The sequence below is a fragment of the Sorangium sp. So ce385 genome (assembly GCF_051474135.1).
Lineage (GTDB): Bacteria > Myxococcota_A > Polyangia > Polyangiales > Polyangiaceae > Sorangium > Sorangium cellulosum_D.
In genome coordinates this window covers 7,388,264-7,409,907 of the sequence record NZ_CP150337.1, presented here as the reverse complement: position 1 = coordinate 7,409,907, position 21,644 = coordinate 7,388,264, and the positions used below count along the sequence as shown (strand labels likewise).

19 protein-coding genes are annotated in these 21,644 nt (G+C 73.4%); 7 read left to right on the top strand and 12 right to left on the bottom strand.

What is annotated here, in order from left to right; translation table 11 throughout:
- The first annotated feature begins 203 nt into the window (after positions 1–203).
- From WME83_RS26870 to WME83_RS26855, 4 genes are read left to right on the top strand one after another with little or no spacing between them, the layout of a single operon-like run.
- A complete protein-coding gene (locus WME83_RS26870) occupies positions 204–1,442 on the top strand; it encodes a DUF2169 family type VI secretion system accessory protein (RefSeq protein ID WP_437312546.1) in 1,239 nt (412 codons plus the stop codon).
- Positions 1,435–2,664 carry a DUF4150 domain-containing protein gene (locus WME83_RS26865; protein WP_437312545.1) on the top strand — a complete coding sequence of 410 codons (1,230 nt, stop codon included), beginning with the start codon at positions 1,435–1,437 and terminating at the stop codon, positions 2,662–2,664. Before WME83_RS26870 ends, WME83_RS26865 begins: the two co-directional genes overlap by 8 nt.
- On the top strand, positions 2,658–3,425 hold the full coding sequence (locus WME83_RS26860; protein WP_437312544.1) for an ankyrin repeat domain-containing protein: 768 nt from the start codon (positions 2,658–2,660) through the stop codon (positions 3,423–3,425). Before WME83_RS26865 ends, WME83_RS26860 begins: the two co-directional genes overlap by 7 nt.
- 9 nt (positions 3,426–3,434) lie before the next feature.
- Positions 3,435–4,076, top strand: coding sequence for a hypothetical protein (locus tag WME83_RS26855; RefSeq protein WP_437312543.1), 642 nt, complete (start codon positions 3,435–3,437; stop codon positions 4,074–4,076).
- Positions 4,077–4,260: 184 nt separating this feature from the next.
- Here WME83_RS26855 and WME83_RS26850 read toward each other — a convergent pair whose 3' ends face one another.
- Positions 4,261–4,650, bottom strand: a complete 390-nt coding sequence (locus WME83_RS26850; protein WP_437312542.1) for a cupin domain-containing protein — start codon at positions 4,648–4,650, stop codon at positions 4,261–4,263.
- A gap of 103 nt (positions 4,651–4,753) precedes the next feature.
- Here WME83_RS26850 and WME83_RS26845 point away from each other — a divergent pair, with 103 nt between their 5' ends.
- Entirely contained in the window at positions 4,754–5,947 is a 1,194-nt protein-coding gene (locus WME83_RS26845) for a BMP family ABC transporter substrate-binding protein (protein WP_437312541.1), read from the top strand.
- 21 nt (positions 5,948–5,968) lie between these two features.
- Here WME83_RS26845 and WME83_RS26840 read toward each other — a convergent pair whose 3' ends face one another.
- The 5 genes from WME83_RS26840 to WME83_RS26820 form a co-directional block, all read right to left on the bottom strand.
- Positions 5,969–6,643 carry a cysteine hydrolase family protein gene (locus WME83_RS26840; RefSeq protein WP_437312540.1) on the bottom strand — a complete coding sequence of 225 codons (675 nt, stop codon included), beginning with the start codon at positions 6,641–6,643 and terminating at the stop codon, positions 5,969–5,971.
- Entirely contained in the window at positions 6,640–8,253 is a 1,614-nt protein-coding gene (locus tag WME83_RS26835) for an ABC transporter ATP-binding protein (protein ID WP_437322048.1), read from the bottom strand. The genes WME83_RS26840 and WME83_RS26835 overlap by 4 nt, the downstream gene beginning before the upstream one ends.
- Positions 8,253–8,951 (bottom strand): biuret amidohydrolase, encoded by a 699-nt coding sequence (gene biuH / locus WME83_RS26830; RefSeq protein WP_437312539.1) that lies wholly within the window; start codon positions 8,949–8,951, stop codon positions 8,253–8,255. The genes WME83_RS26835 and biuH overlap by 1 nt, the downstream gene beginning before the upstream one ends.
- Positions 8,952–9,024: 73 nt before the next feature.
- Positions 9,025–9,954: an ABC transporter permease gene (locus WME83_RS26825; protein WP_437312538.1), complete on the bottom strand. Its 930-nt coding sequence runs from the start codon at positions 9,952–9,954 to the stop codon at positions 9,025–9,027.
- Positions 9,954–11,054 (bottom strand): ABC transporter permease, encoded by a 1,101-nt coding sequence (locus tag WME83_RS26820; RefSeq protein WP_437312537.1) that lies wholly within the window; start codon positions 11,052–11,054, stop codon positions 9,954–9,956. The genes WME83_RS26825 and WME83_RS26820 overlap by 1 nt, the downstream gene beginning before the upstream one ends.
- 201 nt (positions 11,055–11,255) lie before the next feature.
- On the opposite strand from WME83_RS26820, the gene WME83_RS26815 reads away from it, so the two are divergent.
- Positions 11,256–12,251: a hypothetical protein gene (locus WME83_RS26815; RefSeq protein ID WP_437312536.1), complete on the top strand. Its 996-nt coding sequence runs from the start codon at positions 11,256–11,258 to the stop codon at positions 12,249–12,251.
- Positions 12,252–12,639: 388 nt separating this feature from the next.
- Positions 12,640–12,954: a hypothetical protein gene (locus WME83_RS26810; protein ID WP_129576976.1), complete on the top strand. Its 315-nt coding sequence runs from the start codon at positions 12,640–12,642 to the stop codon at positions 12,952–12,954.
- Positions 12,955–13,366: 412 nt separating this feature from the next.
- On the opposite strand, the gene WME83_RS26805 is transcribed toward WME83_RS26810, so the two are convergent.
- From WME83_RS26805 to WME83_RS26780, 6 genes are all read right to left on the bottom strand, one after another.
- Positions 13,367–14,788, bottom strand: a complete 1,422-nt coding sequence (locus tag WME83_RS26805; protein ID WP_437312535.1) for a PEGA domain-containing protein — start codon at positions 14,786–14,788, stop codon at positions 13,367–13,369.
- Between the two features lie 11 nt (positions 14,789–14,799).
- Positions 14,800–15,549, bottom strand: a complete 750-nt coding sequence (locus WME83_RS26800; RefSeq protein WP_437312534.1) for a hypothetical protein — start codon at positions 15,547–15,549, stop codon at positions 14,800–14,802.
- Positions 15,546–19,100, bottom strand: a complete 3,555-nt coding sequence (locus WME83_RS26795) for an nSTAND1 domain-containing NTPase (protein WP_437312533.1) — start codon at positions 19,098–19,100, stop codon at positions 15,546–15,548. Before WME83_RS26795 ends, WME83_RS26800 begins: the two co-directional genes overlap by 4 nt.
- Before the next feature lie 76 nt (positions 19,101–19,176).
- Complete coding sequence (locus WME83_RS26790) at positions 19,177–20,196, bottom strand: hypothetical protein (RefSeq protein ID WP_437312532.1); 1,020 nt, start codon at positions 20,194–20,196, stop codon at positions 19,177–19,179.
- 33 nt (positions 20,197–20,229) lie between these two features.
- Positions 20,230–20,658 (bottom strand): hypothetical protein, encoded by a 429-nt coding sequence (locus WME83_RS26785; protein ID WP_437312531.1) that lies wholly within the window; start codon positions 20,656–20,658, stop codon positions 20,230–20,232.
- Between the two features lie 175 nt (positions 20,659–20,833).
- A complete protein-coding gene (locus WME83_RS26780) occupies positions 20,834–21,556 on the bottom strand; it encodes a tectonin domain-containing protein (protein ID WP_437312530.1) in 723 nt (240 codons plus the stop codon).
- Between the last annotated feature and the right edge of the window lie 88 nt (positions 21,557–21,644).

Here is a 21,644-nt window from a genome sequence, read left to right as displayed (position 1 = left end):
CTCCGGGGCGACGTGCATCCCAGCGATGTCCCTCAGGATATCCGAGCCGCGGGACGGCGTCCGGGCGAACCTCCGCCGTCACGCCGCGGCCACGCGCGCGACGCTGCGGCGCCGCGCCGCGCGACGCCGCGCGGCACCGCGGCATCCCGCGCGCGTCGGCCATTGAAGGCGGTGGTGCCCTCCGTTAGCGTCGGGATGCGACGATGGAGTGCCGGAACCTCACCCCATTCGACGCCCTGGCCTACAGCGCCCTCGACGCGCACGACGAGGAGCACCATGTGCTCGCGCTCAAGGCCGCCTACCGGCTCGTCCCCGGGGGCGGCGGAGAGGCGACCCACCGCTGCGAGCTCCTCCCGGACGACGTCGCCGGGCGGCTGCTCCTGCGCGACGTCTTCGAGGGGGAGGCGAACGCGTCGAGCGTCCGCGCCGAGAGCGACCTCGCGCCGTTCAAGCCGCGCTGCGACGTGCTCGTGCGCGCGACCGCGTGGGCGCCCGGGGAGGAGCCCGCGGAGCGCTGGACGGCCCGGCTGCGCGTGACGGGGCGCGGCGCGCCGCCGCCCGGAGGCGACGCCGGCGGCCGCGAGCCGCCGCGGCGCGCGCTCGTCGACAAGGCGCTGGAGGTGTGCGGGCCGCGGTGGTTCGAGCGCGCGGCGGAGGGCTGGCAGCTCACCCGGCCCGAGCCGGCGGCGAGCGTGCCGGTGCGCTGGGAGCGCGCCTTCGGCGGCCGCAGCCTCGTGCGCGCCGCGCCCGGGGGGGCGCCGCTCCTCGACGAGGTGTGCTTCACCAACCCGGTCGGCTGCGGGTGGATGGAGGCGCGCACCCTGGACGCGCTGCGCGACGCCGGCGCGCCGGCGCCCGACCGCGTGGCCGCGCCGCAGATCGAGCGGCCCGACAGCCGGGTGACGCGCCTCGCCGTGGCGTCGCACCCGCCGCACGCGGTGGAGGCCCCGCAGATGGCGGAGATCGCGGCGGACTACCCGTTCGCGCCGGCGGGCCTCGGGTGCGTGGGGCGCGCGTGGACGCCGCGCCTCCAGCGCGCGGGCACCTACGGCGAGGCGTGGGTGGCGGGCCGGCACCCGTTCCTCCCCGACGACTTCTCCTTCGCGTACTGGAACGCGGCGCCCGACGACCAGCAGATCCCGCACCCCGACGTCGGCCTGCGGGTCGAGCTCTGGAACCTCGCGCGCCCCGCGCTCGCGTGCGACGGGCGCGTCGCGTTCGAGCTGCCGCCGCACCGGGCGTTCGCGATGGCCTGGATCGCGGGGCTGCCGGTGCCGGTGCCCGCGGCGCTCGACACGCTCTCGGTCGACGCCGAGTCGATGGTCGTGACGTGCGTGTGGCGGGCGCTCGTGGCCCGCGCGCTCGGGGTGCAGCGGATGGAGGCGCGCTTCGAGGTCGATCCGCGCGCCCCGCTCCTGAAGATGGCGGTGGGCCGTGGCTGAGAACGTCCTCTCGCGCAAGCAGGAGCCGTGGATGGCGGTGTCGTGCGCGCCCGACGTGTGCAAGACGCCGATGGGGTCGAGCACGCCGCCCGTGCCGTACAACGTGATCTCCAGGCTGGAGCCGGCGCAGGGCGCGAGCGAGGACGTGCACGCCAACGACGGGCGCGTGCAGAAGCACGCCGCGACCGTGATGCCCACGACCGAGGGCGACGAGCCGGGCAGCGCCAAGGGCGTCGTGAGCGGCACCGTCGGCCAGCAGAGCTGGTCGCAGACGCACAGCCCGAGCGTCCTGGTCAACGCGCACCCGGTCGTGCGCCACGACGACCTGGCGCAGATGAACGGCGACAAGGCGGCGCAGGACAAGGCCGACAAGAGGGCGCGTTACAACTGCCGCAAGGAGCAGATCGAGGCGGGCAAGAACGGCGACGACCCGGCGACGCGCGAGGCCGCCGCGCGCTTCGAGCGCAACACGATCGCCGCGGAGAAGGCCGCGCTCTCGGGCCACACCTACGACCCCTCGAAGCCCGCGCCGACGGGGTGGCGCGACATCAGCGACGACCCCGAGGCGCTCGCGCGTTACGGGCTCACGCCCGGCGACCTGGACGGCAGCCGCCCGGGCGCCACGCGGCTCTACGAGCCCGACCCGGACGTCTTCGGCGGCGACATGCGGCCGACGGTGGCCTTCCGGGGGACGGAGAACGGCGCGGACTGGCAGAACAACTTCGCGCAGGGGCTCAACATGGACTCGCCGTACTACCGCGACGCCGTGCGCGTGGGGAACACGCTCGGGAACAGCGTGGACTACACGGGCCACTCGCTCGGCGGGGGCCTGGCGTCGGCGGCGGCGACGGCGGGCGGCTCGCGGGGCTGGACGTTCAACGCGGCGGGCCTCAACCCGGGCACGGTCACGGGCTACGGCGGCACGGAGCGACCGGCCGACATCGCCGCGTACCGCGTCCAGGACGAGGTGCTCACGGGCTTCCAGGAGCAGGGGTGGAAGGGCACCCTGGCCGCGTGGGCCGCCGGCGGGCTGTGGGGCGCCCTGGCCAAGGTGGGCCTGAGCGCCGTCATGCCGGACGCCGTCGGCACGAAGCACGAGCTGCCAGCGTCGAGCCTGGACCCTTATAACCGTCACCTGATGCCCGACGTCATCAACGGCATCGAGAAGCAAAAGCAGGCGGACCAGCGGAAGATCGCCGAGAAGACCGGCAAGCGATGCTGAGCGGAGCCACGATGCGCGCGCCCGACCCCGACCGCTTCTTCCTCGGCCCGCAGCGCGAGCTCGCGCGGGCCATCGCGGCCGGCGATCCCGCGGCCGTCCGCGCGCTCGCGCCGGCGACCGAGCTGAACGCGCCCGGCGCCGAGCACATGACGCTGCTCGTGTTCGCGATGCACTGGGCGTCGGGGCAAGAGCGCGCGCGTTTGCAGATCGTGACCGAGCTCGTGCGCGCGGGCGCCGACGTGCACCACGTGGTGCCGCACCTCTCGAGCGCGCTCGATCTGGCGATCCTGGCGAAGAGCCCGGCGTTCCTGCGGGCGATGCTCGACGGCGGCGTGTCGCCCGACGCGCGGGTCGGCCGCGGCCACACGCCGGCGCTCTTCCACGCGGCCTCGGAGGCCACGGTCGAGAGCATGCGCCTCCTGCTCGACCGCGGCGCGGACGTGAACGCCCGCGACTCGCTCGGGACGCCGGCGATCACCTACGCGCTGCGGGCGCTGCAGCTCGACCAGGTGGAGGAGCTGCTCGACCGCGGCGCCGATCCGCGCGCGGTGAACCGCCTCGGGCAGTCGTTCGCGCGCGTGCTGGAGGAGCTCATGGCGCGGCAGCTCCCGGGCTCGGCCGCGCTCCGGAAGATGGCGGCGCTCCGCGACCGGATCGTGCGGGCGGGGGTGCGGTGGCCGCCCGACCCCCCCGAGGTGGAGCGCGAGCGGATGCGGCAGCGCGGCGAGGAGCCGATCGTCCCCGTCGGCCAGCCGAGGTGAGGTGACACCATGGGATCCGGCAACACCATCGGGCGCATCGTCGGTCAGACCCCAGCGCGCGCGGTCCCCGTGGAGGAGGCCAACCCCGCCGTGCAGCTCGTGCAGGGCGTCGAGCGGCTCGCGCCGATGTGGCGGCAGCTCGAGGGGCTCGTGCAGCAGCTCGGCGGCGGCGGGCGCGGCGGCGCGCCGGCGGCGCGCGGCGGAGCGAGCGGGGAGGGGGCGGGCGCGCCGGGGACCGGGGACGTGGCGTCGCCGGAGGAGCTCGCCGCGCGGCTCACGGAGCTCGGGCGCCTCGTGCGGACCCCACCCGAGGCGATGGACGGGCCGGCGCGGCCCGATCAGATCCGGACGCGGCAGCTCACCGAGGAGATCCTGCGGCAGGCGATGGAGGTGTCGGGTCCCCGCGGCCAGCCGGTGCACGCGCTCGCGCTCGGCGCGACGCGCGAGCGGATCGAGGCGCTCGCGGGGACGGCTCCGTCGCCGGCGCAGGCGGCGCAGGCCGTGGAGAACGCCGCGACGATGGCCCTGATGCGCGGCGTCAACGGGCCGGTGCTGGAGATGCTCCGGTCGGTGCTCGCGGGGCTCCAGCAGGCGTTGCGCCTGATCCAGGGCATCAGGGGCAGGAACGACGGCGCGCAGATCCGGAGGTGAGGGGACCCGGGTGTCCGGATGGTCGGCCGGGTGTCCAGATGAGCGGCCCGGATGTCCAGATGGGCGGCCCCGGTGTCCAGATGAGCGGCCCCGGTGTCCAGATGAGCGACCCGGATGTCCAGATGAGCGGCCCGGATGTCCAGATGGGCGGCCCCCGTATCCAGATGGGCGGCCCGGCGGGGAGTCAGATGAAGACGACGGGCTGCTCCCAGATCGCGAGGACGATGCAGCCCTCGGCGCTCGACACGCTGTGACGGGTGCCCGGCGTGTTCACCACCAGCGTGCCGGCGCGGTGGTGCCCGCGCTCGTCCGACTGCGAGCCCGCGAGCACGAAGATGTGCTCATGGCCGCGATGGACGTGCTGCGGCACCGACGCACCCGGCGCATACCGCAGGAGCGCCGCCGAGGCGCCGGCGTCGCCGCTCCCGTAAAGCTGGTGGATCTCGACGCCTTCCCGGAATCGACGCCACGGGATCAAATCCGGATTGGCGGTGAGCGCCGCCACATCCGAAACGATGAACGGCAACTGCACAGGTGCTGCATCCCGCGTTGCTGCTGCATTCGTCGACATCATCGCGAATCTCCCGTGTTGGTGAGACCTTGCCACAGCGCGCCGCGCGCGCTCAATGGCAATCGCGTGGGACGCGAACAATTCATGGACGGGAAAACTTTCAGAAATGAAGACGCGCGTACAGATCCAGGGCGTGAAGAGCACCCTGAGAACTCCGCGCCTCGCCGGTGGGGCCGACGCGCCACGCCGCCGGAGCTCCCTCGCCCTCCTTGGCCCGCTGCTCGTCTCGCTCTCGCTGCTGCCGGCGGTCGGCTGCAGCAAGGAGGCGCCGGGCGATCAGCCGCTCACGGTGGGCTTCATCTACGTCGGCGCCCGGGATGATTACGGCTACAACCAGGCGCACGCGGAGGGCGCCGCCGCGGTCGCCAAGCTGGCCGGCGTGAAGACCCGCGAGGAGGAGAACGTCCCCGAGACGGTCGCCGTGCAGAAGACGATCGAGAGCATGATCAACCTCGACGGCGCGGCCGTGATCTTCCCGACGTCCTTCGGCTACTTCGATCCGCACATCCTCAAGGTGGCGGAGAAGTACCCGGACAAGGTCTTTCTCCACTGCGGCGGCCTCTACGATGCGTCGAAGCACCCGAGCAACGTCGGCAGCTATTTCGGATACATCGACGAGGCAGAGTACGTGTCCGGCATCGTCGCCGGGATGACGACGAAGAGCGGCAAGCTCGGGTTCATCGCGGCCAAGCCGATCCCGCAGGTGCTCCGCAACATCAACGCGTTCACGCTCGGTGTCCGGAGCGTGAACCCGAGCGCGACGACGGCCGTGATCTTCACGGGCGACTGGTCGATGCCCGTCAAGGAGGCGGAGGCGGCGAACAGCCTCATCGACCAGGGCGTCGACGTCCTGACCGCCCACGTGGACTCGCCCAAGGTGATCATCGAGCTCGCCGAGCGCCGCGGCATTTTCAGCACCGGCTATCACACGGGCCAGGCGACGCTCGCCCCCAAGGGGTACCTGACCGGGGCCGAATGGAACTGGGCCAAGGTGTACACCGACTACATGGCGTGGATCCGCGAAGGGAAGCCGTATCAGCACCTCCTGCGCGGCGGCTTCAAGGAAGGATTCATCAAGCTCTCGCCGTATGGCCCCGCCGTCTCCGAGGAGGCGAAGAAGAAGGCCGAGGAGGCGAAGGCGGGGCTCACGGACGGGACGCTCGTCATCTTCAAGGGGCCGATCAAGGACAACGAGGGCAAGGTGGTCATCGCCGAGGCCGCCGAGCAGAAGCAGACCGACCTCGTGCTGGAGAGCATGAACTACTTGGTCGAGGGCGCCATCGGCTCCGTTCGACACTAGAGCGATGTAGTCCTCCAGCGCTCAGAGCGCCTTGAGGACCGCGGCGGCCGGCGCGGTCCAGCCGACGATGGCGCCCTGGGCGCGGACCATCTCCAGGGTCGCGGCCTTGAACTCGGGGAAATAGCTCTCGGTGGCGTCCTCGATCAACAGGCACTCGTAGCCGCGATCGTTCGCCTCGCGCATCGTGGTCTGGACGCAGACCTCGGTGGTCACGCCGGCGATGAGCAGCTGCGAGACGCCGAGCGCCGCGAGCCGGGCGTCGAGCCCCGTCCGGTAAAAGGCGCCTTTGCCCGGCTTGGGGATGACGAGCTCCCCGGGCGCGGGCGCGAGCTCCGGGACGAAGTCGTTGCCCGGCTCGCCCAGGACGAGGATGCGCCCCATCGGCCCGACATCGCCGATCCGCATGCCCGGCGCGCCGCGGCTCCGCTTGGCGGGCGGGCAGTCCGAGAGATCCGGCCGGTGACCCTCCTTGGTGTGGAGGATGGTCAGGCCGCGCTCGCGGAACGCGTCGAGCAGCAGGCGCACCGTCGGCACGATGCGCTGGAGCCTGCGGACGTCGTTGCCGAGCGCCGCGCCGAAGCCGCCCGGCTCCAGGAAATCGCGCTGCATGTCGATGACGAGCAGCGCCAGGGCGTCCGGCTCGGCGAGGCGGAACGGGTACGGCTTCGCCGCGATCTCGGGGGCGCGCGCCGTCATGCGTGCCCCGCCATCGCGCGGCCGATCTCCGCGACGTCCGCCGATCCGACCTGCGACTCGTGGACGACGCGCCCCTCGCTCATCACGAGGATCCGGTCGGCCATCGCGAAGATCTCGTCGAGATCCGCGCTCACGAGGAGCACCGCCGTCCCGCGGTCGCGCGCCCCGAGGATGCGGGCGCGGATCTCGGCCACGGCCGCGAAATCGAGGCCGAAGCACGGGTTCGCGACGATGAGCAGCTCGATCCCCTCGTCCGAGCCCGTCCCGAGCTCGCGCGCGAGCACCGCGCGCTGCACGTTCCCGCCGGAGAGCCTGCCGATCGGCGCGTCGACCGAGGGCGTCTTGATGGCGTAGTCCCGGGCGAGGCGCTCGGCCGACCGCCGCAGGGCGGCGCGGCTCACGCCGAAGCGGAGCGCGGTGAACGGCGGCGTGTCGAAGACGCGGAACCCGATGTTCTCCGCCACCGACATCGCCGGCACGCACGCGTTGCGCAGCGGCTCCTCGGGCAGGCACCGCACCCGGTGCCGCCGGGTCTCGTCGCGCCCCGCGCCGTACGGCTCGCCGTGGACCAGCACGCTCCCCGCCCGCGCGGGCCGTTGCCCGGCGAGCACCTCGACGAGCTCCTCCTGCCCGTTGCCCGAGACGCCGGCGATCCCGACGATCTCGCCGCGGCGGACCGTGAGCGTCACGCCGTCGAGCGCCGGCCGCCCGCGGTCGTCGGCCGCGGCGAGCCCCTCGATGCGCAGGACCGGCTCCCCGGCGGGCGCGTCGCCGCGCGCGCCGCCACGTGCCACCAAGACCTGCGGAGGCTGCGCGCCGACCATCATCTCGGCCATGGCCGCGGGCGTGAGGTCCTCGACCTTCCCCCGGCCCGCGACCCGGCCGCGCCGCAGCACCGTGACCTCGTCGGCGAACGCCATCACCTCGCGGAACTTGTGCGAGATCATGAGCACGCTGATCCGCCGCGCCTCGGCCATGCCGCGGAGCGTCCCGAGCACCTCGTCGGCCTCCGCGGGCGTGAGCACCGACGTCGGCTCGTCGAGGAGGATGATCCGGCTCCCGAGGTAGAGCTGCTTCAGGATCTCGAGCTTCTGCTTCTCGCCCGCCGACAGCTCGCGCACGGCCGAGCCCGGGCCGAGCCGGAAGGGCATGCGCGCCATGAACGCGCGGATCGCCTCGCGCTCCTTTCGCCAGTCGATCACGAGCGGGAGCGACGGGCGCGCGAGCACGAGGTTCTCGGCGACCGTCATGTTCATCACCAGGGTGAAGTGCTGGTAGACCATGCCGATCCCCAGCGACCGCGCGTCGCGCGGGCTCCGGATGGCCAGGGCGGCGCCCTCGACCCGCACCTCGCCCGCGTCGGCCTGGTGGTAGCCCATGATGCACTTGACCAGCGTGCTCTTGCCGGCGCCGTTCTCGCCGAGGAGCGCGTGGAAGCTCCCGGGCGCGACGCGCAGCGACACGTCGTCGAGCGCGAGCAGCGGGCCGAACCGCTTGGTGATGCCCGCGGCGGAGAGCTCCGGCGGCGGCGCGGGCGGGCCGGGCTCGCGGGGCGCCGCGGCGGCGCGGATCGGCCGCGCCGCCGGGCTCGAGAGGGCGCGCGGGTCCATCACGACGCGATCGCCTCCAGGAGCGCGGCGGAGGTCGAGACCGCGCCGAACACCCCGTTCTGCATCGTGATCATCTTCAGGGCCGCGGCGTGGTTGCCGGGATCGGTGGCCGCGCAGCAGTCGGAGAGCAGCAGGCACTCGTAGCCGCGATCGTTCGCCTCGCGCATGGTCGTGTGCACGCAGACGTCCGTCGTGATCCCCGTGAGGATCAGGTTCTCGACGCGGCGCTGGCGGAGGATGAGATCGAGATCGGTCGCGCAGAACGAGCCCTTGCCGGGCTTGTCGATGATCGGCTCGCCGGGCAGCGGCGCGAGCTCCGGGATGATCTCCCAGCCGGGCTCGCCGCGGACGAGCACCCGCCCGCGCGGCCCCGGATCCCCGATGCCGACGCCCGTGCCGCGCCCGCCGTCGGTCCGGCGCGAGCGCCACCGCTTGTTCGCCGGGAGATCCGAGAGGTCCGGCCGGTGCCCCTCGCGCGTGTGCAGGACGTGGTAGCGGCGGCGGCGCGCCTCCGCGAGCACGCGCTGGATCGGCGCGACGCAGGCCCGCGTGAGCGAGATGTCGTAGCCGAGCAGGTCGATGTACCCGCCCTTGCCGCAGAAGTCGGTCTGCATGTCGATGACGATCAGGGCCGTCGTCTCGGGGCGGAGCGCCCCGTCGTACGGCCAGGCGTAGGGGTCAGCGGCCACGTAGGTCATGCGTCGGGTCCTCCTGTCCTTCAGCGGTTGTCTCGGGGTCGTCGTCGTTCGCGTCGTTCGGGATCCCCGGGGCTCATCGGGCGAGCGTGAGCTCGGCGGGCTGGTCGCGCAGGGTCCGGGTCGCGGAGCTCGCGGCGACCATGATGGCCAGCGTGACGATGTAGGGCGCGGCGTTGAAGAGGTGGTAGCCCCAGGTGATGCCCACGGACTGGAGCGCCGGGCCGAGCGCGCTCGCGCCGCCGAAGAGGAGCGAGGCGGCGAGGCAGCGCACCGGGTTCCAGCGCGCGAAGATGACGAGGGCCACGGCCATGAGCCCCTGTCCGCTCGACAGGCCCTCGTTCCAGCTGCCGGGGTAGAAGAGCGAGAGGTACGAGCCGCCGACGCCGGCCAGGAAGCCGCCGGCCATCGTCGCGCGCCGCCGGACGAGGTTCACGTCGACGCCCATCGCGCGGGCGGCGTCGGCGCTCTCGCCGACGGTGCGGAGCACGAGGCCGAGGCGGGTGCGGCGCAGCATCCAGAGGAGGAGCGGGGCGAGCGCGGCGCCGACGAGGAAGAGCGCGTTCACCTGGAGCGCGGCGCGGACCTGCGGGAGATCGCTGAAGGAGCCGAGCGGGATCGCGGGCAGGCGGGGCGCCGTCGGCTTGATGAGCGGCTTGCCGAGGAAGAAGGCGAGGCCGACGCCGAAGAGCATGAGCGCGATGCCGACCGCGATGTCGTTGACCCGCGGCTTCGCGCACAGCCACGCGTGGAGCGCGCCGAGCGCCGCGCCGAGGAGGCCGGCGGCGAGGACGCCGAGCCAGGCGGAGCCGGTGAGGTACGAGACGCCGTAGCCGCCCATCGCGCCCATGACGAGCGTGCCTTCCAGGCCGAGGTTCACGCGGCCGCTCTTCTCGGTGAGGCACTCGCCGAGGCTCACGAAGAGGAACGGCGTGCTGATGCGGATCGCCCCGGCGGCGACCGCGAGGGGGATGCCCCAGAGGCCCAGCGCGGCTGCGTCGCTCATCACGCCACCGACGGCGCGGGCGCCGCCTGCCGGACGTCGGGCTCGCGGGCGACGCGGGCGCGTCCATAGAGCGTCTCGCTCGCGAGGATCGCGAGGAACAGGATCCCCTGGAGCACGTTCACCGCCGCGTCGGGGAGCTGCGCCGTGCGCTGGAGCAGGCCGCCGCTCGCGCCGATGCCGCCGAGCAGGAGGGCGACCGGCAGGATCGCGAGCGGGTTGTGGCGCGCGATGAAGGCGACGAGGATGCCGGTGTAGCCGTAGCCGCTGACGAGCGACGCGTTCGCCCGGCCGTGGACGGCCGCGACCTCGACCATCCCGGCGAGCCCCGCGCACGCGCCGGCGAGCATGCAGGTGATCACGACGAGGCGCCTGACCGGCAGGCCGGCGAGGAGCGCCGCGCGGACGTTGCCGCCGCTCATCGCCGCGGCGAAGCCGAAGGTCGTCCGGTGCATGAGCGCGTAGCAGAGCGCGCAGGCGAGGACGCCGCAGGCGAGGCCTCCGTGGACCTCGACGCCGGGCAGGTTCCCGAGCGCGTACTCGGCGCCGATCGGGGCCGTCGACGGCTTGTTCAGGCTCGCCGGGTCGCGCAGGGCGCCCTCGACGAGGTGGTTCAGGAGCGCGATCCCGATGTAGTTGAGGAGCAGGCTGCTGATCGTCTCGCTGACGCCGCGGTAGACGCGCAGCGCGCCGGCGAGGCCGATCCAGAGCGCGCCGGCGGCGAGCCCCGACAGGGCCATCGCGGCGAGCGCCGCGGCGGGCGGCGCGCCCCACGCCCGCGAGGCCAGCGCGGCCGACGCGGCCGAGAGCCCGCCCACGACGACCGCGCCCTCGCCGCCGATGACGATGAGGCCGAGGCGCGCCGGCAGCGCCGTGCAGAGCGCCGTCAGCATGAGCGGGGCGGCGCGCAGGAGGGTGTTCTGGAACGAGAACCACGTGCCGAAGGCGCCGCGGACCATCTCGTAATAGACGCTCAGCGGGTTCGCCCCCTGGGCGGCCACGAAGGCGCCGAACGCGAGGAGCGAGGCCGCGAGGGCCCCGACGGGGATGACGATCGCCTCGGCTGTCTCGCGCCCGAGCAGCCCTTGCGGGAGGAGCTTCACGCCGCCGAGGATAAGGGGTCCAATATTTCCGCCCTTTTTCGGGGATCTTGCGGGTCCGCGACGGTGGTCGCGAGGGCTGGTGCGATGTGGTGGCCGCGGCGACCGCGAACGATCCGCACAGCGCGCCCGTTTCCCTCCGGGTCCCGGCCTTGCACGCGGCGCCCCTCGGCCCGGTGAGCCCCGATCTGGAGGTGTCTTGGCATGCGGTGCGGCGGATCGTTTCTGCTCGTCCTGGGCACCAGCGTTGTTCTGGCGATGGTCCCGACGCGCGCGACGGGCGCCGTCGAGCTGACCTGTGCATCGAGCGCGACCCTGGAGGCGCTCGTCTCGTGCATCCGCGATCAGATGCCTGGCAGGGGCTCACGCTCGCTCGTCGCCCCGAGCTTCCTGGAGATGAGCGCCTGGCGGAGCGTCGTCTCCGCCATGCTGCGCGGCGATTGCGGCTTCGCGCTCCCGTACAGCCTGTCGCCGCTGGTGCGGATCCGGCCCTTCCGCGACGCCGAGAGCGGCCGCAGCTACTGCGTGCTCCTGGAGACCGCCGACTGGAACGGGGACGGGATCGTCGATCGGGGCTTCGGCGCGTTCATCGTCGACGCGGGCGCGGAGCGGGAGCTCAGCCACCAGGTGGCGCACCCGATCGCGGACGCGGGGACGGAGACGCAGGCCGTCACGGTCTTCAAGGAGACGAGATCTCGCACCTTCCTGCTGGCCGGGGCCCATCGCGACGCGAGCCCGGGCGTGAGCGGATTCTATGGATCCTCGGTGAGCTCGGACGCCGCCCACAGCGCGGCGACCATGTTCCACGCGACCCACGTGGAGATCGCGGCCTACTACGGGGAGAAGCCGTGGTGGGCCATTCAGTGGCATGGCATGTCGGAGGACACGTGCGAGGTGGTCGACGTGCACCTGTCCCACGGGGTGGATACGTCCCCGACGGCGGGCGACAAGATCATGGAGCTCAGGGACCATTTGCGCGCCCACGAGCCGACATGGCGGATCGGCGTCGCCGGCGGCCGTGAGTGCGCGTTGAACGGGACGAGCAACATTCAGGGTCATTACCTGAATAGCGCGCCGACGGGGTGGACCTACGGTGGCGCCGCCGCGCCCCCCTCCCGGCGCTTCGTGCACATCGAGCAGCACCCCGGGTTTCGCGATCCGGAACGGTGGATTGCCGCGGTGCTGGCCACCTGGCCGTGAGGCCGTCCGCCGTCGCGTGAGGAACGCCGACCTCCTGTACCGGCACGCCAAAGCAGGAGCGCATCGCGTCGTTCGTGGGGCTGGACGCCCTCGTCCTCATGGGCCGGAACCACGAACGACGCCGCGAACGAGGCCAGTTCTCCTTCTCTCGCAGGACCGCCACGGCCTACGATCTCTACATCTACGCGGACGGCTGCAGGTCGCTTGCGTTCGAGCAAACGCCTGTTTGTTAGATGTTCTTAGGAATGATTAAGGCGACATCGGACGAGCTCGACGTTACCAGTCGTGGAGCAGCGACATGCTCGAATCGCGTAGGAGGTCACAGGGCCTTGATGGTCCTGGCCTCCACGGGCGCGCGCGTCGCTGACAGCAAGATAGGAGAAGAGAAATGGCAACGTCCGTAGTGTTTGGTTCGGTGAGGCAGTCTGACGGCGGGATGCTGAACCCCGGCTCCGGGGGCTGGTCTTCCACGAGGGTTTCGACGGGGAGGTACAAAATCACCTTCAATGCCACGTCGTCGCAGGCTCCGATCGTCGTCGTCACGCCGGTCGATGATGCCGGCAGACAGTCCGCCGACAACCAGTTCTCGACGTACAACCACGAGCACAGCCCACCGGCGGTGTATGTCTGCTCGGTCGACAAGGCGAGCGGTGCGCTGGAAGACGCGAACTTCTCGTTCGTCGCCTACGTCGTTCAGTCGTAGGGCGCATCCTGCCCGGCGGCTCACCTCGGGTCGCCGGTGGCGACGATCCTCCTCCCTCCGTTGAAGACCACGCCACGCCCTAACACCCCTCCACGGCCGCGACTCCCGACGTGATGTGCGGACCGCGCTCTCGCCACCCGGGGTGGATCGCCGCTGCCAGCCTGCGCGTGCCGCGACGACCGCTCCTCCGGCGGCCGGAGGTGGAGGTCTGCCCCAAAAAACCTTCCGGCGGGGCGCGCAGGATCCTCAGCGACCGGAAAATCCAGCATCTCGGCACAGCCACCCACGACGGCGAGGTCGTCTTCTTCGGCACCGCCGCCGACGGGGCCATGCCGTCGTACGGCACGAACCTCGACCATGCTCGCTCAACCGAAACGCCCGCTCGCGGCAGCGCGCCGGAGGCAGCTCGGCGTCAGTAGAAGTCGTACCTGGCGCTCAGGGCAGGCAGGAAGAGCGGGAAGAGCGGGGCCGTGAGGGGCTCGGCTGGAAACCAGGCCGATGAGGCCTGATCGACCCCAGCCGCGGTGTCGACGAACACCCGCTGGCTGGACGCCGGCCTCGGCACGGCGATGAGCAGGGGCACCCCGAGCCCCAGGGTGAGCTCGACCCGCCTGGCCAGCCTGAGGCCGGCGCGCACCTCGGGCGCGACGTACACGAAGCGCGCCGCCGCGCTCCGCTCGATCGGGCCGAACGACGGCGCGCCGCTCGTCGACGCCCGCGCGCTCGTGCGCGACCCCGCGACCGCGCCGAACAGCCCGCCGGCGCCCAGCCGCGCGTGGAGCCGGAGGCGCTCGCCCGACGAGTACCCGACCCAGGCGCCGAAGAGCGCGCTGCGGAGCGCCGTCGTGTCGTCGACGCGCACCGCGTACGACGCCCCGCCGACGGCCTCGATCGTCGCGACGCGCCCGCGGACGGCTTGCTGCACGCCCAGATAGCCCGCGGAGGCGCCGAACGAGAGAGGGTCGACGCCGTACCCTCCGTGGACGATCAAGCTGACGCCGGACCCGAGGGGCTCGCTGCAGGACCCCAGGCACGCCGTCGGCGTGCCTCCGCCGAACGACGCCACGAGCGGCGCCGCGGCGCTCACCTCGACGAGCAAGCGGGGCGTATGGCGCGGGCCGCGCTCCTCGCGATCGTCGATGGCCGCGGCGTCTCGCGCCAGCCGGAGCCGGCGTGCGTCCGGCCACTCCCTCGGCGGCTCGGCGATCTCGCGCGCGCCCGTGTCCTGGAGCCGGATCAGCCGTGCCGTCACCTGGACCGTCTCCCCGCCGTCCACGTCGAGGCGCTGCTCGAACGGCTGGTACCCCGCCTTGACCACGCGGACGGTGTGGGGGCCGCGAGGCACGCGCAGGGGAGCGCCGAGCGGCAGCTCGCCGCGCGGCACGCCGTCGAGCAGGACCGTCGCGCCCGGTTCGGCGCCCACGATCCCGATGGCCCCGACGGCATTGGAAAGGAGCTTGAGGACCAGCAGGATATCGCGCTTGTCCTCGCCCTTGAGCCGCTCGGAGAAGTCGTGCAGCGCGCTCTCGTACAGCTCGATGGCCTCCAGGTAGCGCTCGAGCTGGATGAGACACGCGGCGGCGTTGGTCGTCCCGTTCAGCGTCATGAACAACGCGCGCGACGCCTGGAACTCGGCGAGCGCCTCGGCCCAGCGCTCCTGGTCGCGCAGCGCGATGCCGCGCTGGAAGTGCGCGCGCGCGTCCTCGCGACGCCGGACCTCGCCGGGCCCGCCCGGCTGCGCGGCGGCGGGCGAGCCGAAGGGCAGCGGCGCCAGGAGCGCCGCCGCGAGGAGGAGGCCGCCCTGCGCGGAGCGTCGGCGCGCCGTGCCCGGCATCGCGCGCGCCCTCATTCGAAGGCGTCTCCGACCAGCACGCCGCTGCGCGGCTTGCCGTACGCCTCCGCGGCCGCGCCGGCCGGGCACCTGGGGGTGACCGGCGCCGCCGGGGGGCAGACGCACGCCGGACCCTCGCCCGGCAACGCGGCGCCGAGCGCAGCGCCCAGCGCGGTTCCGGGCGGCGACTCCATCGCCATGGGACCCGCCAGCACGTCGTGCTCGGTGGCCTCACCGGGCACCATGGACTCGAGCGACGGCTCCGGCGGCTCGGCGAGCTCCGGCGCGGCGGCGTCGGCGGCTCCGGCGGCCGGCGCCTCGGCGGGCGCGGCCGGGAGGAGGCCGCGCCCGGAGCGGCGCGCCGCCCGCGCCAGCGCGGCGAGATCGAGCGAGGGCGGCGAGGCGCCGGCGTCCGTGAGGGTCACGGTCGTCTCGCCGTGCCGTGCCCCCCTGGAGACGCGCACCCGGTGCGCCTGCCCGACCTTGCCCGAGAGCTCGATGACGCCGTCCCGCCGCCGCACCGGGACGCCGTCGACCTCGACCACGGCGTCGGCGGGCAGGACGAGCAGCTTCACCCGGCGCTCGCCGGCGCCGAGCCTGCGCGCCGCCGGCCGCGGCGTTGCGGGGGCGCGGGTCTCGACGGCGGTCTCGCCGGCGGACGTCGCCGGCTCGGCGCCGCCCTCCTCGACGCCGGGCTGCCCGCAAGCGCCCAGGGCCGACAGGAGCACCAGCGCCGCCGCCGCGGCCGCGTCGCGCGCCATCATCGCCCCCGGCCCTCCGCGAGGAGCGGCGCGCGCTGGTACGAGCGCTCGCAGGCCGCGTGCCGATCCCGGGCGGCGGACGCCGTCTCCCCGAGGTAGGTGACGCGCATGTTCGGCGGCAGGCAATCGGTGTGCGCGGTCAGCAGGCGCTTCTTCAGGGTGTCCACGTCGATGCTCCAGGTGTGAATGCCGTTGTCCATGGCGACGGTCATCAGCCGTTGCCCTCCGTCGAGGAAGGCCAGCGCGATGACCGGCGCCGACGCGCCGAGCACGATGGGCGCGCCCTCGCCGGCAGCGCTCCAGAGGCGGACGGTGGCGTCGGCCGACGAGGTGGCCACGCGCGCGCCGTCGGGGCTGAAGAGGGCGCGCAGGACCGCGCCGTCGTGCCCGCGCAGCACGACGGGCTCTCCCTCGCCGTCGGCGCGCCACACGCGCGCCGTCCCGTCGTCGGACGCCGTCACGACGCGCTCGCCGTCAGGGCTCCACGCGCCGGCGTGGACGCCGCCGTCGTGCCCGCGCAGCACGACGGGCTCGCCCTCGCCGTCGGCGCGCCACACGCGCGCCGTGTGGTCGAGCGACGTGGTGAGCACGCGGGCGCCGTCAGGGCTCCACGCGGCCGAGGTGAGCCAGTCCTCGTGCCCGCGCAGCACGACGGGCGCTCCCTCGCCGTCGGCGCGCCACACGCGCGCCGTCCCGTCGTCGGACGCCGTCACGACGCGCGCGCCGTCAGGGCTCAGCTCGGCGGCCCGCACCTCGGCCTCGTGGCCCCTCAGCACGACGGGCTCGCCCTTGCCGTCGGCGCTCCATACGCGCGCCGCGCGATCGAACGAGGCCGTGACGACGCGCGCGCCGTCGGCGCTCGGCGCCGCGCTCGCCACCCACCCCTCGTGACCCCTGAGCACGACGGGCTCGCCCTCGCCGTCGACCCGGAAGATCCGCGCCGTCCGGTCCTCGTGCGCCGCGACGACGCGCTCGCCGCCTTCCAGGATGGACGCCGCGTGGAAGAAGCCGAGGTCGCGCCGCCGGCGCGGCATCGCCCGGAGCGGCTCGGCGCTCCACACCTTCGCGGTGCGATCGGACGAGCGCTCCCACGGATCGGACGCCGCGGTGACGACGCGCGCGCCGTCGGGGCTCCACGCCGCGGAGCGGAGCGGCGCGCGGTGCCCGACCAGGACGAGCGGCGGGCCGCTGCCGTCCGCCGGCCAGAGGCGCGCCGTCCGGTCCGCGGAGGCGCTGGCGACGTACTCGCCGTCGGGGCGCCACGAGACGAAGGTCACGGCGAGCGCGTGGCCGGAGAGCACGACCGGCTCGGCGTCGCCGGCGGCGCTCCAGACGCGCACGGTCCGATCGGCCGAGGCGGTGGCCACGCGCAGGCCGTCGGGGCTCACGGCCGCGTGCAGGACGCTGTCCTCGTGTCCGGCGAGCACCACGGGCGCGCCGGCGCCGGCCAGCGAGAAGACGCGCGCCGTCCCGTCGCGCGAGCCGGTGACGACGCGCGCGCCGTCGGGGCTCACGGCCACGGAGATCACCTCGCCGGTGTGCCCGCGGAGGACGCGGCTCCTGCCCGTCGCGATCCGCCAGACGCGCGCCGTCCGGTCGTCGGAGGCGGTGACGACGCGCGCGCCGTCGGGGCTCCACGCGGCCGCGTTGATGCGGCCGCGGTGGCCCGCGAGGACGACCGGAGCGCCCTCGCCGTCGGCGCGCCACACGCGCGCGGTGCCGTCCGCCGAGGCCATGAGCACGCGCGCGCCGTCCGGGCTCGCGGCCACCGCGGTGACGGCGCCGCGGTGGCCGCTCAGCACCACGGGCTGACCGGCGCCGCCGATGCGCCACACGCGCGCGGTGCCGTCCTCCGAGCCCGCGAGCGCGCGCTCGCCGTCGGGGCTCCACGCCGCCGCGAGGATGGCCCCGCCGCCGCCCTCGAGCACCACGGGCTGGCCGGTGCCGTCGGCGCGCCACACGCGCGCGGTGCCGTCGGCCGAGGCCGTGAGCACGCGCGTGCCGTCGGGGCTCCACACGGCCGCGGCGAGGGCGCCCGCGTGCCCGCGGAGGGTCGCGCGGAGCGCGTTCGCGTTGAGGGCGTCGCTCGCCAGCTCGATCCAGCCGCGGCGCGCGCCTGGCAGCTCCGCCTCGGGCAGGAGCTTCATCGCCAGCGGGAGCTGCGCGCGCACCGCGAGCTCGCGGAAGCCGGCGAGGATCCTGGCGTCGTGCGCCTCGGAGCGCCGCTCCTCCGCGGCGTCCCGCTGCCGGTCGGCCTCGCGTCGAGCCCGGGCCTCCTCGACGCGCAGGCGGTCCGCGCGGAGCTTCTGGCCGTACGCCACCGCGCCGAGCGCCGCCGCGCCGGCCGCGACCACGAGCGCCGCCGCGGCGACGGCGGCGGAGCGGCGCCGCCGCGCGCGCTCCTCGGCGAGCCTCGCCTCCGCCTCGGCCCGCTCGCGCCGCCGCGCCTCCAGCTGCCGGCGCTGCTGCCGCTGCTCGAAGACCTCGCGCGCCAGCCAGTCGTGGCCGATCTCGAAGTACCGGCTCCCCTGGTGCTCCGCCGCGTGGAGGATGGCCGCCCCCTCCAGCGCCGCGAGCGCCGGCCCGAGCTCGTCCGCGGGGAGGACCCGGAGCAGCTCCTTCTCGGTGCGCAGCGTGCGGCTGCCGTCCGCGGTCACCAGGTGATCCTCGAGCAGCCGCTCGGCCCCGCCGCGCAGCGGGCCGAGGCCGGCGAGCGTCGCCTCCAGGTACCGGCGCAGGATGGCCTCGGCCTCGACCGCATCGGCCGCCGCTCCCTTCGCGCGCTGCTCGAAGAGCGCGCGGCACACGATCTGCGCGTACGCGGCCTGCGCCTCGGCCTCGTCGCCCGCGGCCTGGCCGGGCACGCGCACCTGGAGCAGGAGCGGGCGCAGGTCCGCCGGCGCCCACGCCTGCGGCGGCTCGCCGGCGGCGGCCGCCTGGCAGACGGCCTCGCAGAGCTCGGCGACCGTGAGCGGGCCGACGCGGAAGCCGTGATCGAGGAGCCGGCGGTGCTCGCGCAGCCGATCGCGGAAGCGGCCGAGGTAGTCCTCGCGGAGCGACAGCACGAGGCGCAGGTTGCGGGTGGGCAGCCCGGCGAGGCGGTCCACGCAGCCGAAGAGCGCCTCGGCCTCGGCCGCGCCGCGCGTCGCGTAGAGCAGCTGCTCGATCTGATCGAGGTAGACGACGGCGAGCCGCGGCGACCCGCGCGCCGCGCGCTGCGCCGCCGTGAGCAGCGCGTCCGCGGGCGAGACGCCGGCCGGCCGGTCGCCGAGGCCGAGGGCGCCGTACACCGCGTCCGCGAGCCAGCGCGTCGGGTCCTGATCCTCGGGCCAGGCGTCGACCCGCGCCACGCGGACCTCCTGCTTCTCGATGAGCGACGGGAGGACCGCCGCCTGCACCAGGGAGGACTTGCCCGCGCCGGACGGCCCGAACACGGTGACGCAGCGGTTGGCGAGGATGGATGCCTCGAGCCGGTAGGCCAGGTCGCCTCGCCCGTAAAAGCGATCACGGTCGGAAGCGCGGTAAGGTTGCGGACCTGGAAAGGGGTTCTGCATTGCGGGGCAGCGAGCGCGAGGAAGAGCGAGGGAGAGCGAGTAACAGACGGACTCGGCGCAAACACCTTATTGATTCTTAAGGATCCAGAGGGCGCTCCGGGGCTCGCGACCGACCCGGGTGTGGCGCGCTCCCGGGGGGCGCGCACTTGTCGGGCGACTCCGAGCGGGTCACCCAGCGACGGAGGTCGATGTTCACCGTCCCCAGGAAGGCTCCCTTGAGCACGCGGACGTTGTAGGTGACGCCGGGCGCCGTCCTCTGCGCCTTTCCCCACGCGCCGAGGGTGCCGTCGAGATCGATCGACGCGCCGCCCTCGCACGAGAGCTTTCCCCTCCAGGCCGCGCCGGCGGTGTCGAGCGCCGCGATGTTGAACGAGCACGCGTCGAGATCGCAGACGTTGCCCGGACCCACGGCCGCGCCGGCGCAGTCCCTCTTCTGGTAAACCACGCTGAAGCACTCGGGGTAGTCCGCGAAGAAGAGAGAGGTCCCCTGGAGCCTCCGGCCCGACGTGCTCGACGCGCTCACGGAGGTCCCTCCGAGCGAGGAGGCGTCGATCGCCAGGGTCGCGGCGACCGCCTCCTCGGCCGCCACCTCGAGCGTCCCCGCCTTGATCGCGCGCGTCAGCACCCTGACGTAGCTCGTCCCGGTCTCGGCGAACAGGCTCGTGCACGCGCCGCTCGCGTCGAGGTACACCGCCGAGAGCCTGCTCTCCACGAGGTCCGTCAGCGTGATGCTCGCGCTCCGCTGCGACGACACGCCGGCCGAGGGGGCGACCTTGACGGCAGCGCCGAAGTCGCCGGAGAGCTTCCCGTCGAGAACGTCCCCGTAATGGAGCGTCACCTTCGACCAGCTCGGCGCCGCGGTGCCCTGGTCGCCGTCGAAGCAGGCGTTGGTCTCGGGCTGGCCCCCGAGCAGCCGGCGTCCGAGGCCCGCGGCGCCGCTCGCCGGCGTCCGCGCGCGGTAGTCCGGCGCGAGGTCCTTGATCGCCTTGTCGAGCGTGACCGTCGCGGTGCTCGCGCAGGCCGCGACCGGGAGCGCGGCCAGCGCCGCGATCGCGAGGCGGATCGGTGAGCGGCTTCTGTCATCGTCAATCTTCACGGTGGATCTCCTTCGACCGCGCCGTGGCCGCGGTCAGGGCGAGACGGCCGAGAGGACGTCCTCGATCTCGGCGGCGAGCTGGTCGACGTCCGCCGACGCGTCGCTGGCGAGCCAGTCGACATCGTCCTTCCGGCGGTACACCTCGGCGCGGATCCGTGGGACGACCACGAGCTCTTCGTCCTCGGTGAGCTCGTCGGCGAGCAGGGTGACGGAGAGCTCGCACACCTTGATGCTGCCCTCCGGCTCGGGGATCCGCAGGGTCACCGAGGCCGTGGCGCGCTCGGCGTCGAGGCGCGCGGCCGCGCGGCCCTCGAAATGGACGGACAGGGCCTTGCCCACCGACCGCAGCAAGGCCTGTACCGCACGCCTCGGTGGCTCGCCGGGGCCGAGCCGCGTACGAAGAGAGACGCCGACCGTCATCCACGACGACCCGCCGAACGCGATGGGCTCATCCCGATTCATGTGTTCTTCCGCTGGCACGGGCATACCTGCCATGAAACGGACGACGCCGCGTTTTGTCAGCTTAAGAGAAATTAAGGAGCAACGCGTTCACGAGAGGCCGCGCCGGACGTCGTGAGCTTCGGAGCAGCGCCGTCCCGCCGCGGGATCGGTCGCTCTCTCGAGGAGGGCTGCGGTGTCAGTCACCGTTCGGATCATAAACGATGGTTTTTCCGGTGGTGTCGATGAGCGCATAGGAGTAGTCGGGAGGGAAGCTGATGGACTTCGCCTTCGGGAGCAAGTCCAGCGGGTACCACCAGTCGGGGGCGCCCGCATACATCCACGTGTTGCCGGCTGAATCGAGGGCATAGTACGACATGGCGCCTGCGGACATCACCTGGACCAGGGTTCCGCTGGTGTTGTTGTTGGGGATGGGGTCAGTCCAGCTGTTGTTCGCGAAGATGTACTGGCGCATGTTGCCAGAAGTGGTGAGCCCCATCAGATACCAATTCCTCCCCCCTGAGTTCCAGAAGGCGCTCACCTGCTTCATCCCGCCACCATTGAGCGTGTTCCAGGAGTTCGTGCTTGCATTGTACTGCAAGACGTTGCCTGCCGCATTGACCCCCCAGACCCCAGATCCGTTGTTGACCCCAACGGCCACGTGAACCAGCGAGCCGGGCATCTGGACCCAGGGGTTTGTTCCGTTGTACTTGTACACGTTGCCCGCCGCATTGACTCCCCACACCGTCCCGTCCGTCGAGGCGCTCACCTGGACGAGCGAGCCAGGGATCTGCGTCCAGCTGCTTCCGGTGTAACGGAAGATGTTCTGGGCGCCGTCAACCCCCCAGAGATGGGGTTGGCCTCGAACAGGGTAAGAGACGGCGGAAATCTGCGTCATGGTCGTGCTGAGCGTGAGGGGCATGATGTCTATCTCCTTCGTCCATTCGGCGCCAGGCTCCGTCGAGCAGATCGCCCCGATGGAACGGCGCTTCGAGGCCCACGGACAACGC

Coding starts and splice junctions, on each gene's coding strand:
- WME83_RS26870 (WP_437312546.1), top strand. CDS start 204: ATGGAGTGCCGGAACCTCACCCCATTCGACGCCCTGGCCTACAGCGCC.
- WME83_RS26860 (WP_437312544.1), top strand. CDS start 2,658: ATGCTGAGCGGAGCCACGATGCGCGCGCCCGACCCCGACCGCTTCTTC.
- WME83_RS26855 (WP_437312543.1), top strand. CDS start 3,435: ATGGGATCCGGCAACACCATCGGGCGCATCGTCGGTCAGACCCCAGCG.
- WME83_RS26850 (WP_437312542.1), bottom strand. CDS start 4,650: ATGATGTCGACGAATGCAGCAGCAACGCGGGATGCAGCACCTGTGCAG.
- WME83_RS26845 (WP_437312541.1), top strand. CDS start 4,754: ATGAAGACGCGCGTACAGATCCAGGGCGTGAAGAGCACCCTGAGAACT.
- WME83_RS26840 (WP_437312540.1), bottom strand. CDS start 6,643: ATGACGGCGCGCGCCCCCGAGATCGCGGCGAAGCCGTACCCGTTCCGC.
- WME83_RS26835 (WP_437322048.1), bottom strand. CDS start 8,253: ATGGACCCGCGCGCCCTCTCGAGCCCGGCGGCGCGGCCGATCCGCGCC.
- biuH (WP_437312539.1), bottom strand. CDS start 8,951: ATGACCTACGTGGCCGCTGACCCCTACGCCTGGCCGTACGACGGGGCG.
- WME83_RS26825 (WP_437312538.1), bottom strand. CDS start 9,954: ATGAGCGACGCAGCCGCGCTGGGCCTCTGGGGCATCCCCCTCGCGGTC.
- WME83_RS26815 (WP_437312536.1), top strand. CDS start 11,256: ATGCGGTGCGGCGGATCGTTTCTGCTCGTCCTGGGCACCAGCGTTGTT.
- WME83_RS26810 (WP_129576976.1), top strand. CDS start 12,640: ATGGCAACGTCCGTAGTGTTTGGTTCGGTGAGGCAGTCTGACGGCGGG.
- WME83_RS26805 (WP_437312535.1), bottom strand. CDS start 14,788: ATGCCGGGCACGGCGCGCCGACGCTCCGCGCAGGGCGGCCTCCTCCTC.
- WME83_RS26800 (WP_437312534.1), bottom strand. CDS start 15,549: ATGATGGCGCGCGACGCGGCCGCGGCGGCGGCGCTGGTGCTCCTGTCG.
- WME83_RS26795 (WP_437312533.1), bottom strand. CDS start 19,100: ATGCAGAACCCCTTTCCAGGTCCGCAACCTTACCGCGCTTCCGACCGT.
- WME83_RS26785 (WP_437312531.1), bottom strand. CDS start 20,658: ATGAATCGGGATGAGCCCATCGCGTTCGGCGGGTCGTCGTGGATGACG.
- WME83_RS26780 (WP_437312530.1), bottom strand. CDS start 21,556: ATGCCCCTCACGCTCAGCACGACCATGACGCAGATTTCCGCCGTCTCT.